This window comes from Paenilisteria riparia FSL S10-1204 (assembly GCF_000525995.1).
In the GTDB taxonomy this organism is placed as follows: domain Bacteria; phylum Bacillota; class Bacilli; order Lactobacillales; family Listeriaceae; genus Listeria_A; species Listeria_A riparia.
The window spans coordinates 26258-40145 of the sequence record NZ_AODL01000016.1 but is presented as its reverse complement, the minus strand read 5'-3'; the positions used below and the strand labels follow the sequence as shown (position 1 = coordinate 40145).

At 42.6% G+C, this 13888-nt stretch carries 8 protein-coding genes and 3 pseudogenes; 1 reads left to right on the top strand and 10 read right to left on the bottom strand.

All coding sequences use genetic code 11. The features are described from left to right. Positions 1–70 precede the first annotated feature (70 nt). The 5 genes and pseudogenes from PRIP_RS10250 to PRIP_RS10230 form a co-directional block, all read right to left on the bottom strand. The gene (locus tag PRIP_RS10250) at positions 71–1027 is read right to left on the bottom strand and encodes an acetyl-CoA carboxylase carboxyltransferase subunit alpha (protein WP_036101100.1); all 957 of its coding nucleotides are present in this window, start codon (positions 1025–1027) and stop codon (positions 71–73) included. Next, positions 1017–1893 (bottom strand): annotated as a pseudogene (accD, locus tag PRIP_RS10245) (acetyl-CoA carboxylase, carboxyltransferase subunit beta). Before accD ends, PRIP_RS10250 begins: the two are co-directional and overlap by 11 nt. 214 nt (positions 1894–2107) lie before the next feature. Beyond that, positions 2108–5431: a DNA polymerase III subunit alpha gene (gene dnaE, locus PRIP_RS10240; RefSeq protein ID WP_036101099.1), complete on the bottom strand. Its 3324-nt coding sequence runs from the start codon at positions 5429–5431 to the stop codon at positions 2108–2110. A gap of 114 nt (positions 5432–5545) precedes the next feature. Then, positions 5546–7327 carry an ABC transporter ATP-binding protein gene (locus PRIP_RS10235; protein ID WP_036101098.1) on the bottom strand — a complete coding sequence of 594 codons (1782 nt, stop codon included), beginning with the start codon at positions 7325–7327 and terminating at the stop codon, positions 5546–5548. Continuing rightward, positions 7314–9062 (bottom strand): ABC transporter ATP-binding protein, encoded by a 1749-nt coding sequence (locus PRIP_RS10230; RefSeq protein WP_036101146.1) that lies wholly within the window; start codon positions 9060–9062, stop codon positions 7314–7316. The genes PRIP_RS10235 and PRIP_RS10230 overlap by 14 nt, the downstream gene beginning before the upstream one ends. A gap of 404 nt (positions 9063–9466) precedes the next feature. Here PRIP_RS10230 and PRIP_RS16325 point away from each other — a divergent pair. Further along, a pseudogene (locus PRIP_RS16325) lies at positions 9467–10302 on the top strand (helix-turn-helix domain-containing protein). A 45-nt stretch (positions 10303–10347) separates the two neighbouring features. Here PRIP_RS16325 and PRIP_RS10215 read toward each other — a convergent pair. The 5 genes and pseudogenes from PRIP_RS10215 to PRIP_RS10195 form a co-directional block, all read right to left on the bottom strand. After that, complete coding sequence (locus PRIP_RS10215; protein WP_036101096.1) at positions 10348–11268, bottom strand: urea transporter; 921 nt, start codon at positions 11266–11268, stop codon at positions 10348–10350. A 13-nt stretch (positions 11269–11281) separates the two neighbouring features. After that, positions 11282–12106 carry an urease accessory protein UreD gene (locus PRIP_RS10210; protein ID WP_036101095.1) on the bottom strand — a complete coding sequence of 275 codons (825 nt, stop codon included), beginning with the start codon at positions 12104–12106 and terminating at the stop codon, positions 11282–11284. Further along, positions 12107–12722: pseudogene (gene ureG, locus PRIP_RS10205) on the bottom strand (urease accessory protein UreG). A gap of 30 nt (positions 12723–12752) precedes the next feature. Further along, positions 12753–13427, bottom strand: a complete 675-nt coding sequence (locus PRIP_RS10200; RefSeq protein ID WP_241434151.1) for an urease accessory protein UreF — start codon at positions 13425–13427, stop codon at positions 12753–12755. A gap of 1 nt (position 13428) precedes the next feature. Next, positions 13429–13887 carry an urease accessory protein UreE gene (locus tag PRIP_RS10195; RefSeq protein ID WP_036101093.1) on the bottom strand — a complete coding sequence of 153 codons (459 nt, stop codon included), beginning with the start codon at positions 13885–13887 and terminating at the stop codon, positions 13429–13431. Position 13888: the final 1 nt, after the last annotated feature.

The following is a 13888-nucleotide window of genomic DNA, read 5'->3' as shown; positions in this document are numbered from 1 at the left end:
TATACTCTAAAAAGTGTATTGAAATTATATACAATGCAAATAAAAACCAGCCTAAACGGCTGGTTTTTATTCACAATTCTTCATAAACACCAATTTTTTTGAACTTCTCATATCTCTGATTGGCTAATTGCTCGCTACTTAGTGCAGACATTGCGTTTAAACCTTTACGAATAACAGTTGAAATTAGTGCCGCTTGTTCTTCGACATTACGATGGGCACCGCCACGGATTTCTGGAATAATACCATCTGTAATACCTAAATCAAATAGGTCAGCAGCAGTAATTTTCATGGATTCAGCGGCTTGTTTGGCAAGGCCTGCGTCTTTCCATAGAATTGCTGCTGCACCTTCTGGTGAAATAACGGAATAAACCGCGTTCTCCAGCATGTAAATCTGGTTTCCGACTCCAAGAGCTAGTGCACCACCACTCCCGCCTTCACCGATGACGACAGAAATAATTGGCACAGTCATATCGCTCATTTCATATAAATTACGCGCAATCGCTTCGCTCTGTCCACGTTCTTCTGCGGCACGACCTGGATACGCGCCTTTTGTATCAATAAAGCAAATAATTGGGCGTCCAAATTTATTCGCTTGTTTCATCAGGCGTAGCGCTTTACGGAAGCCTTCTGGATGGGGCATACCAAAATTACGATGTAAATTATCTTTTGTATCTTTTCCGCGTTGATGACCGATAACCGTTACTGGTCTTCCATGAAAAGTAGCCACTCCTGCAACAATTGCTGCATCATCACCAAAATAACGATCGCCATGCAATTCCATAAACTGGTCGAAAATTAGCGGAATATAATCGAGTGTTGTTGGACGTTCTGGGTGACGTGCAACTTGAAATTTGTCCCACGCCGACATATTTCCATAAATCGCATCCTCTAATTTACCTAAGCGAATCTCTAATTTCACAATTTCTTTTGTTAAGTCTACGTCAGACTTCTCGTTGTACTCTTTAAGATCGGCAATTTTTGTTTGTAATTCTAAAATTGGTTTTTCAAATTCGAGCTCATTCGCCATCAGACGCGACCTCCTTTTTGGTGTGGATATCCAGAAGAAAACGCAATGTTTCACGCATATCAAGGCGCGAAATAACATCGTCTAGCTGACCATGTTTGAGCAGAAATTCTGCGGTTTGAAAATCATCTGGCAAATCTTCACGAACCGTTTGTTCAATAACGCGACGCCCTGCAAAGCCAATTAACGCGCCTGGTTCTGCAAAATTATAATCACCCAACGACGCAAAGCTGGCAGAAACGCCACCTGTTGTAGGGTGGGTCATGATCGAAATCGCTAAACCTCCGTGATTACTAAAACGTTTAAATGCCGCAGATGTTTTTGCCATTTGCATTAAGGAAACCATACCTTCTTGCATTCTTGCACCACCGGATGCAGTGAAAATAAGAAATGGAATGCCTAGTTCGTCCGCTTTTTCAACGGCACGTAAAATCTTCTCTCCAACAACAGAACCCATACTCGCCATTCGAAAACGTGAATCCATGACTGCCACGACAAACGGTAACTCAGCAATAGTAGCCGTTCCGGTCAGAACCGCCTCGTTTAAATCTGTCTTCTTCTTATCTCTAGCAATGCGATCCATATAATCTTCGAATTGAAGTGGATTTGCGGTTGTTAAATTCCCATCTATTTCGTGGAATGATTCTTCGTCAACTAAATAAGCGACACGTTCTTGCGCGCTAAGTGAATGGTGATAGCCACAGTAACTACATACCTTCAGGTTTTTCTGTAACTCCTTAGAGTACATAATTTTTTTTACATGAAGGACATTTTGTCATAATACCTTCCGGAACATCAGGCTTTGCGCCATCTGAAGGAATTGTTGCATATTTCCTCTTTTTCGGTTTTGTAAATAGATCTCCTAACAAAGGATGAACCCCCTTAAAACACAATCTCTTTTCCTATCAGCGCGAAAAAATAATAAATAATAGCCGTACTTGTGCGCTTATATTATGATAGTTTATATTCTTGCTTAACAATAGTAGCATTTTTTAACGCATTTGTCTTATTTATTCTATGTCTATAGCAAAAATAGCCACTTCATCCCACTACTATATCATATTTGGTAACACTTTTAAAAGATTAACGAATGATAAAATTACCTTCACCAAGAAGTTTGGTAATCGCTTTGGCAGTTTCAGGACTACCATTAATGCTAAACTTCGGTTGTAGTTGGGTCGTTTTTTTCGTTGCTTCGTCGTGCAGAATAACGCTGATATCGCCTCTGTTAGCAAGTAAGATTGGTTTTAATGTTTCGAATTGACTGGCTGTTTTAACGCGTAGGAAAGCACGCTTTGGCGGTTCGACATCTTTTACGTTTCCTGCTTTATGGATAACAAGCTGTAATTCACCATTTCGTTGATCGACTTTGGCTTGAATAAGTAAAATAAGCCCCTTTTGTGCTAAATCTGTGTATTTGCGGTAGGTTTCAGGAAACATCACAGCGCTTATTTCACGGCTGTCGTCACTTAATGTTAGGAAACACATCGACTCGCCTTTTTTTGTACGGATGGTTTTGATGGCGTGCACATAGGCGGCTAATTGATAGGTTTTACCAACTTTTATTTGTGAAAGAGCTGTGATGTCAAGTGCGCGTAGCTTTTCCTGGTAAAATGTAACAGGATGCGCGGATACATATTGGCCCACATACTCTTTTTCTTTTTCCAATTTTTCATCAAGAGGTAACGGGCTTGATTCGCGGTACTTCGGTTTCATTTTGTGGAAAAGTTCATCGTCGGTTGTAAATAAATTGATGCCTTTTTCGTCATCACCAAGTAAGCTAACGTATTGAAGCGCTGCATCCATAGAAGCGATGTAGGTTGCGCGGTCTTTGCCAAATTCATCGAAGCAACCAGCATAAATGAGTGCCTCAAGTACTTGTTTTGTTAATTGTTTTTGTGGCATGCGTTCGCAGAAATCGAAAAAATCCCGGAATAGTCCGTTTTTGCGTTCGTTTACGATGGCCAGCGCGAACTTACTTGGAATTTTGTGAATAATACGTAGACTAAAGCGTATCGCGTCGCCTTCTACTTGGAAATGGTAGTGGCTTTGATTGATTGATGGACCATGCATTTTGATACCGTAATTCTTGGCTTCCGTGATATACTGACTAATTTTGTCGTCATTGCCAAGAACAGCGCTGAGAAGTGAGGCCATGAAAGCGGCTGGATAATTGGCTTTTAAGTAGGCTAATTGGAAGGCGATCTTGGAATAAGCTACGGCATGGCTTCGGTTAAAACCGTAATTGGCAAAACGCACAATAAGATCATACACTTGATTGGCGCTTGCTTCTGTGTAGCCTTTTGTACTTGCACCAGACACGAAATGAATGCGTTCTTGTTCCAAAACATCAGCCTTTTTCTTACTCACTGCTCGGCGCAATAAATCTGCTTCGCCAAGTGAGAAGCCTGCCATTTGTGAAGCGACTTGAATAATTTGTTCTTGGTATACGATAATGCCATACGTGACACCTAAAATTGGCTCTAAATCAGGATGCGGATAAACAATGTCTTGTTTGCCGTGTTTGCGTGCAATGAACGTGTCGATTTGTTCCATTGGACCTGGGCGATACAAGGCGTTTGTCGCAACAATATCTTCAAACGAAGTCGGGCGCAAATGTTTCAACACACGCCGAATGCCGTCTGATTCGAATTGGAAAATCCCCGTTGTGTCCCCTTTTTGAAAAATTTGCAATGTCTTAGCGTCGTCTAGCGGAATGTCTTGTAAAGTAAGCGATGTTTTGCGTGTATAATTGACATTTTTTAAAGTTCGGTCAAGCAATGTCAAATTTCGCAAGCCCAAGAAATCCATTTTGAGCAGGCCGATTTGTTCTAATTCTCCCATCGCAAATTGCGTCAAAAGCGCATCTCCGCTTCCTTTTTGAAGGGCAATTTGATCTACAAGTGGGCTATCACTAATCACCACACCAGCAGCATGCGTCGAAATATGGCGCGGCAAACCTTCAATTTCCGTCGCAATCTCCCAAATGAGTTGGTTCTGTTCGGAACTAATAATATGGCGTTGCAACGCAGAAGATTGATCGTAGGCACGCGTCAACGTAATGCCCAATTCACGTGGAATCAATTTCGACCAGTCGGCGAGCTGCATGGCATTTAAACCAAAAGTCCGCGCTGTATCACGAACCGCGGCCTTCGCAGCTAGCGTCCCGAACGTCCCAATTTGCGCCACGTGTTGCGTCCCATACTTCGAAACGACATAAGAAATCACTTCGTCGCGTCGATTATCAGGAAAATCCAAATCAATATCCGGCATCGTAATCCGCTCTGGGTTCAAAAACCGCTCAAACAAAAGCTGGTATTGAATCGGATCCACATCTGTAATCTGCAGCACATAAGACACGAGCGAGCCAGCCGCCGAACCACGACCAGGCCCCGTCAAAATCCCGTTCTCACGCGAATATTTCATCACATCCCACACAATCAAGAAATAATCAGAGAATCCCATATCTTGAATGACCTTCAATTCATAATTCAGCCGCTCCCAATAAACCGCATCAGGATTTGCCACCCGTTTCAGAAGTGCTTCATAACATAAATCTTTCAAAACCGGTCCTGCTTCAAAACCAGAAGCTAGCGGGAATTTCGGTAATAAATGTTGATCCATCGCGATTTCTACATGGCACAGCTCCGCGATTTCACCAGCACGACACAATGCCTCTTGCTCAAATGGCGTCACAAATAACTGTCCCATTTCCTCTGGCCCAGCAAAATAAGCCCCACCAGCCATCGGTAAGTTATGCCACGCAACTGTTTCATTATCTCGAATCGCACGCAAAATCTCTGTACTCCGAACCCCTTTTGGCTCCAAGTACTGCACATTTTTCGTAGCTACTGCTGGCAATTGCTCGTTCTCGCAGAAATCACGAATCATCTCATACGCCGGATTTTCTTTTTGCAACGTCATATAAAAGCCAGATTCGCCAGCGATTTCTTGCCATTTGGAAACAACGATTCTAGCATCCTCTATCATACCTTGGCGAACTAGGCGTTCGATTTCGCCAGTTTCACCTGGTGAGAAGAAAAGCAAGCCTTCTTGGTAGGACTCCAACCATTTTAACGGCAATACTTGTTCTTCGCGCGTTTCAATGGCACTGGAAATTTTGAGTAGATTGCGGTAGCCTTGCGTTGTTTTTGCTAATAATAACAGTTCGAATGTTTCTAGCGACTGGGTTACGCCTTCCACCGAAATCGTCATGCCAATAATCGGCTTAATGCCCGCCGCTCTGCATTTCTGGTAAAACTCAATAACACCGTACATCACATTGTGATCAGTAATGGCAACAGCAGGATAATGAAATTGTTGCGCTTTCTCGATAATTCCGTCGATGGTTGCGGTACTTGAAAGCAAATCGTATGCACTCGCCACTTGTAAATGAACAAATCCCATTATCCTTCTCTCCTTTACGTATTCTCTTTTCTATTATATCGGTTGTTCTCCAAAAAAGAAAGCGTATGTTCGGTTTTGTTTGAAGAAAACCAGACATACGCTTAAGATATGCGATTACAACGCTTGAAGCATATCGAATTGAGATTGGTACAACTGATAATAATAGCCTTTTTTCGCCATCAACTCATCATGACTACCCGATTCTTGAATGCGTCCATTATCGATATAAAAAATTCGCGAGCTATTCTTAATTGTGGAAAGTCGATGCGCGATAATAAATGAAGTTCGTCCTTCCAGCAACTTCTCCAGCCCTTCTTGTAGTAACATTTCCGTTTGCGTATCAATGCTTGATGTCGCCTCATCTAAAATCAGAATTTTCGGGTCTGCTAAAAGCGCTCTTGCAAATGAAATGAGCTGCCGCTGTCCTGCAGAAAGCGTGCTACCACGCTCCTTTACTTCTGCATGATAGCCATCTTTTAACGCAGAAATGAAATCATGTGCCCGCACAACTTTTGCCGCTGCGATAACTTCTTCTTCCGTCGCATCTAATTTGCCGTAACGAATATTTTCTAAAATCGTCCCAGAAAAAATGAATGTATCCTGCAACATCACGCCCATCTGCTCACGCAAAGATCGCAATTTCACTTCCGCAATATTTTCGCCATCTACCGAAATCTCACCCTCATTGATATCATAAAAGCGACTTAGCAAATTGATGACTGTGGTTTTTCCAGCCCCGGTCGGACCAACGAGCGCAATACTTTCACCAGCCTTCACATCGAAAGAAATGCCTTTCAAAATATTTTTGCCTTCCTCATAACGGAAATATACATTATCAAAGCGCACATTTCCCTTAATTGTTGGCATTTGACGCGCGTTTGGTGCATCAATAATATCTGGCTCCACATCCATCGTTTCAAAAATTCGTTCTAAATAAGCTGTCGCCGTAATTAGCGAATTATAGAAGTTCCCAATATTAATAACCGGATTCCAGAAGTTACCGACATATCCAACAAAAGCGACAAGCGTACCCGTAGAAACATCAACGCCAAGCCCTTTAATCCCTACAAAATAAATGAAGCAGGTCGTAATAACCGCGATATTCTGCACACCCGGCCATAGCAAAAACTGAATTTTAACAGCCTTCATCCAAGATTCGCGGTAAGCATCACTCACTTCTGTAAAAATTTCATGATTCTCCGTTTCTCTTGAGAACGATTGCGTCACCTTAATACCTGCGATACTTTCATGGATATACGCGTTCAAATTCGACTGCTTATTGCTCAATTGTTGATACGCGCGACGTTGCGCATTTTTTATAACCATAACAATGACGAATAACACAGGAATCAAGATTAAACTGTAAAGTGTCATTTTAACATCAATGGCAAACATAAACGCCAAAGTCACAACGACACTCAAAATATCCGAAATCAAGTTAATCAGCCCATTCGAGAGCAAATCGCTTAACGTATTGATATAATTGACCACTCGAATCAGAATTTTACCATGCGGACGGCTATCAAAATAGGCGAATGGAAGTTTTTGCAAATGTTCGAATATAGAGAAGCGCATATCTTTTAAAATATCTTGTCCAATTCGTGTAATAGCACCAATTCGGTACCACATACATAAACCCGTGACAATAACAGAAGCAACGAAAGCAACACCAAGCCATGCGAGTAATGTCATGTCTTTTTGCGGAATCGCCGTATCGATGACTACTTTTGTCAAATAGGGGCCTAACATTGTTGCTACATTGGCCAGCAAAATAACGAACAGCGTGATATAAATCGATTTTTGATACGGTTTGACAAACACCATAATGCGTTTTAAATGCGTCATATCAAATTCTGCTTCCAGCTCCTCGTCAACATTGAACTTATTGCGCGCCATCGTCATCCACCTCCAACCCTAGCTGTTTACGATATGTGTCATAATAATAACCTTTCGCCGCAAGTAACGATTCATGCGTCCCTCGCTCAATAATTTTTCCATGATCTAAAATTAGAATCTCATCCGCATCCTTCACAGAAGAAATCCGGTGCGCGATAATAAAAGTCGTCTTGTCATGCGTGATTTTGTTTAACTCCTCTTGAATTTTCACTTCCGTTTCCATATCAACCGCAGAAGTCGTATCATCCAAAATTAAAATCGCGGGGTCTTTCAGCAACGCTCGAGCTAGCGAAATCCGTTGTTTCTGCCCACCAGACAAACCAACACCGCGCTCCCCCACAATCGTATCGTAGCGTTCTGGCATCGTTTCGATAAAATGATCCGCATCCGCAATCCGCGCCATTCGCCGCACATCCTCTGCCGTCGCATCTGGCGCCCCAAACGCAATATTGCCCTCAATCGTATCCGAGAACAAGAAAATATCTTGCATCACCGTTGCAATATGATTTCGCAATTCTCGAATATGCCATTTTCGCGCGTCTACACCATCTATCAGCACAATCCCCGCCGTCGGATCATAAAACCGGCAAATCAAGTTCACTAGCGTCGACTTCCCAGATCCCGTCTCACCAAGAATCGCGACTGTCTCACCTGGTGACGCCTTAAACGTAATATCCGTCAAAACCGCCGTATCCGGATCATCCTCAAAATAAAACGACACATTCTGAAACTCCACAAAACCCTTCAACTCTGGCGCTGCTTTCTCTGCCTGAATTGGAATTTTCGTCTCCGTTCCAAGCATATCTCGAATTTTAAAAGAAGAAGCAATAAAACGTTGCGCATCATTAATCAACCAGCCACTCATCCGCATCGGTCCATTTAACATCCATAAAAATCCGTTAAACGCCACTAAATCCCCCAGTGTCATCTGGCCTTGGATGACCAGAAAGCCACCATAAATCAGCGTAATCACCACAAGAATCCCAGCAAGCGAATCTAATACGGGCAAATAGCGTTTCGAAACCGCCGCAGAATCCATGTTTCGCTGTTTAAAATCCTCATTATGTGCCTTAAATTTCTCAATCTCATAATCCTCGCGCGCAAACGCCTTCACGACCCGGTTGCCACTAATATTCTCTTCCACCATCGAATTCAGCCGCGAAAAGCTCTCCCGAATCTCATAAAAAACCGGCTGCGCATATTTGGACATTTTGATTGTAAAAAACGCAATAAACGGCGTCACAACAAGCAATACCAACGTCAGCTTCCAATCAATCCGCATCATCACAATAATCGCAAACAAGAACAAGCACGCATTTTCCAAAATATTATAAACCACCCAAGAAACAAAATGCCGGATCGCATCCGTGTCCCCTGTCATCCGCGCCATAATATCTCCGACCCGCGTATTATTAAAAAATGCGAAATCAAGCGATTGCAATTTTTTATACAAGTCTTCTCGAATTTGAAACAACGCGTTCTGACCTACACGCTCAAACATAATTTGATACGTATAACGAAAAATCGTCCGCAGCACTGTCGTCCCAATCATAATGAATAAAAGTGGCAATAACCAATTCATTTTCCCTTGATAAATTACATCATCGATTACCTTACCACCAATAATTGGATACACCACACTAAGAAGCGACGCGATAATAATAAAAAATACAGAAACCCAAACAAACCCGCGCTTCCCCTTCGTATACTGCCAAATCCACTGCAAACTACCCACAATACCACCCCATTTCAACCTATTCACCCATCTATTTTACTCCCCCCAACAAAAAAAAGAATGGTGTATGTTAGGGTTTATGATGGAGAATGTTGTATAATGAATGAAAAGCTGAATGGGCTCGTCCAGCTCCGAAAAAACTGGAACGGCCGCAGTAAAAACCCGCTCTTGGTTTTTGCGGAGGGCGTGAAGTTTTCGAGGAGCTAGCCCGTGAAGCTGGATCGCGAAACCAAGACACACCCAACAAAGAAAAACCACTACCCCAGAACCAGCAACCAAACCAAAAAAACACAGCTTCCACCCAATCAAACAAAGGAAAATCAAAAAAAGACCCACTACACCCATTAATCTAACTTCAAAAAAACTCAAAAATGCACACGCTTACAGAAAAAGGAGGCACTACCATGCTAAAAATCAACACAACCACCTTCAACCCCCAAATTCTATACATCGCCGACTGCTATACAAACGAACCGAGCATCGGCACAAAACACCACCACGACTTCCTCGAAATGAGCGTCATCTATTCTGGAAGCGTCAATTATAACATCGACAACCAAATCTACCACCTAAAAGCCGGCGATGTCCTACTATTCAACCCAGGCATCGACCATTTCGAATTTTCCGAAGACGGCACTGAGAACACGCAAATCCATATTGGTTTCCGTCATTTCTCGCTAGAAGGCTATCCGCGCGATACATTTCCATTCAAAACATCTGTCATCCGCCTTCACGAAAACAAAACCAAATTCATGGAAACCTGTACCCAGCTACTCGCCGAAAAATACCATGAAAAACCCGGCTACGATCTCATGTTAAAAGCATTACTCATGCACCTTATCATCTACATCCTGCGCGATGCCGATCCAGAACAACTCGAAAACAACGGCTTCAAACTTTCTACCGAAGCCCAAGAAAAAACAAAACACTCGTCAACGAAATCATCCATTACATGGAAAAACATCACACCGAAGACGTCACGCTATCCAGCTTATCGCAAACAATGTACATCAGCCCAACTTATATTTCCAAAGTTTTCAAAGAAGAAACAGGCGAGTCACCAATCAACTACCTTATCAAAATCCGCCTATCACGCGCGCATGACCTACTAACTTCTCAAGACGTTACTGTAAAAGAAGCCGCCAAACTTGTCGGATACAACGATGCCTTTTATTTCAGTAAACTTTTTAAAAAATACTATGGCTTTCCACCGTCCGATGTTCTCAAACAGACAAGCTAAAAAAGGAACCACTTTTCATCTCGAAAAGCAGTTCCTTTTTTCATGTTAATAGTTTCCTTTTCTCATGCTCTCGGAAATGACTAAGAAAAGCCATGTCACCGCGACAAAAGGCATCGTTAAAGCAGGTAATCCAAACGGTTCTAGCGCAATTGTCACGACAGGCGTTAACAACACCGTTAGAATCCCACCAATGATGACATACACATAACCACCACGAACTTTCGTGTAAAACGCTGAGCCAAGCGCAAGCATTGTCAAAATCGTATTATACGAATACAAGCCCATCTCCAAGCTATGCAAGTTAAGTCCGCAAATATATACGACTGCAATACTAATCACTACCCCCGCGCCTGCCATCACGGTGTTACGCCAGCCAGAAATGACAATGGCCGCCAAAATAAAGAGCGAACAAATATAACTATCTTGTAAAAATACCTCGCCAAAATCTTTAATTAGTGCCCCGAAAAAGTCAATATCTTGCTGGCCACTTGTCAATTTCTCAATCGGAGTCACTGTCACAGCATCGCTCAAATGAACATGCGTCATCGCATAACTCGCTAAGATAATGCACCAAGTCACCATAATAAAAGGAAACGTAAGTGACGGCAAACCGAAATGTCCAGCTAACCGATTAAATGCTACAGTGAAAAATACCGCAATAACCGCTCCAATCAACGCCGCAACATATTTCGAATCACCATCCAAAAATAACAAACAAGCAATGCCCGTCAAAACGGAACTAAAGCCATACAGACCTTGCTTGATTTTGTCACGGTTTGCACCGATATAATAAGCCGTTGCCGTTCCTAAACAGCTCGCCACAAATGCAGTGAGACCAACGTCCCATGATGCCAAGGAAAGCCCGATAAGAATCAGCAATCCGCTCCATGCGTTATCAATCAACAACACTTGCGAAACGCCTTTTAAGACACTTTTCAAAGCAATCGTTATATTATTTTCCCCCACACATCTTCACTCCTCAATATTTTCTCAGTAGCAGTGGGCTTTTTTCAAAACAATGTTGGCGAACATAGCGATGGCAAAAATCGATAAATCGCTCTAATTCCTGCGTTGAATTCGCTAAAATGCGTGCCGAAAAACCGTGTACATTGAGCAGTGAAATTCCAAATCGTAAATCCGCAAATTCCTGCTTTAATACCTCTTGAAAATCATGCACAAACGCCTCATCAATGCTTGGGGTCACAACGAGTAACGAACCAACATGCGAGAAGCTTTCCAACATACCAATATCGTGCAAAACACCGTCTGCTGGCGTCAAACGAAACGCGTCAACCACAGCAAGCTTCCCGTCCATATACACTTGATTTTTCAGTAGCAACTGTTCATAGCGAAATCCGTCCTGTTCGCGCGTCCATCCTGGTGTAATCATCTCACTATAAAAAAGACTCGCCGTCTTATCCATATGCACGACCTGTTGCTGCACATATCGCGCTTTCTCGTACGCAATCACGGGATCTGAAATAAACTCAAGCAGACTGTTTTTCCCGAGCGTAATCTCCGTTTCTTGACGCACTTCCGTATTCGGTGTCTCATACACCTTCGTCGCTGATTGCGTCGTTAAGAGCAACTCCGCATTATCCGCAAGTGTCACATCGATTTTGTAGACATCCCCGCCAACATAACCGCCACCCGGATTTAAAATAAAGTAAACCACTTGCCCCGAATCATCCAAATACTGCGGTCGCATCACTTTGAGTGCTCCTTGGAAGTACGTATTCGCAGGCACAGATTTCCCGTCTCTTTCCGCAATCGCAAGCGCCAATGTTCCAGTTAATTTCTCCATCTATTTCGCATCCAAAAACGCATATTTCCGAATCCATGCCACAACATCATTCAGACCTGTGCCATCTTGTAAGTTCGTAAATATCGTTGGTTTTTTATCGCCACGGAATTGCTTCGTATCGCTTGCCATCACGTCTAAATCCGCATGTACATACGGTGCCAAATCAATTTTATTAATAATAAATAAATCCGACTTAATCATGCCTTGACCGCCTTTACGAGGAATTTTTTTCCCCTTGCGCCACATCAATAATATAAATCGACAAGTCCACTAATTCTGGACTAAACGTAGCCGCTAAATTATCGCCACCACTTTCGACAAAAATCAATTCCACATCTGGATGGAGCGCTTCTAACTCATTAATCGCCGAGACATTCATGGAAATATCTTCACGAATCGCAGTATGCGGGCAACCACCCGTTTCCACACCGATAATCCGGTCTTTGTCCAAGACTCCATTTTCGACTAAATATTTCGCATCTTCCTTCGTATAAATATCATTCGTTACGACCGCCATGCTGATTTCATCTTTCAAAATCCGTGTTAGCTGATCCACAAGAAACGTTTTTCCAGCACCAACCGGGCCACCAACGCCAATTTTTATTGTATTTCCCATAATTCTATTTCCTTCTTTCATCCAAAAATACTACGACATAAAATTCCGTGCAAACAACAACTCGTGACGCATTTGCGCAATTTCAAGGCCTGGAGGTGTGGAACCAAAATCAGCCTCGGACAACTGCTCAATTCGTAAAAACGCCTGATGAATTTCTGCCTGAAAAGCAAGCAATAATTTTTGCCCTGCCGTCTGACCAATTGGAACACCACGAACAGCATTTTGCACCATCGTCGAAATCGTTGAATACAAAAAAGCTTCAATCGCTTCTTGCTTTGTGAGCCTCAAATGATGGGCAATAATCGTTAAAACAACGACGGAATGCGCATCGGTTTCTTTGTTTTTCACAGCTTGGTGGTACGTGTCTAGCGCATGAATATCGAATAATTCTCTGCCTAAGACAAGGAATCGTTCACCCATTTTCTGATTAGCTACACGAATCTCACGCGGTAAAACCTGCGCTGTCAACGCTTGCGAACGGTGAATCAATTCTGTCTCGTCACCATTTTCCAGGGAATCATATACGAATCGCGCCGCCAAACCTTCTGAATACACAAGCTGCTCTTGTAAAAATACCTTCAACCACGCTCCGAACGAGGAAGCGTCGTGAATTACTTCCTCATTCATATACGTTTCAAACCCGAACGAATGACTAAAAGCCCCTGTCGGAAAATTAGAATCACAGAGTTGAAAAAAAGTTAGCATTTTATTCGTCATGGCTGTGACCAATGTGGCGAAATGCCTCTTTCAAATAACGATTTTCACGCTTGAATGGAATCCCTGCTTCTTTTAACAAGTTTTCCACTAAATAATCAAATTGCACAATCATCGTCTCATCTACAAATTGCGCTGGTAAATGGCGATTTCCGAGGGCATGTGCGATTTCGCCCATCTCATGAATCGAGCGTGGCATAATCGTCAACACATCTTCACTTAGCACATCAACCACGACAAGATTGCCGTCTTCTTGTACTAAAATATCACCCACATGCAAGTGCTCACCTTGTGCCAAACGAACGCGGACTTCACGACCATGGTCTGTTTCTACCAAATGCATTCGTTTTGCTAGAGATTCATTTTCAATGTAAATACGCTCGATATGATACGCATCAAGTTGTTGTTCGGTAAAGTCGTCTATATTTCCAATCACTTTCTCTACAATCATA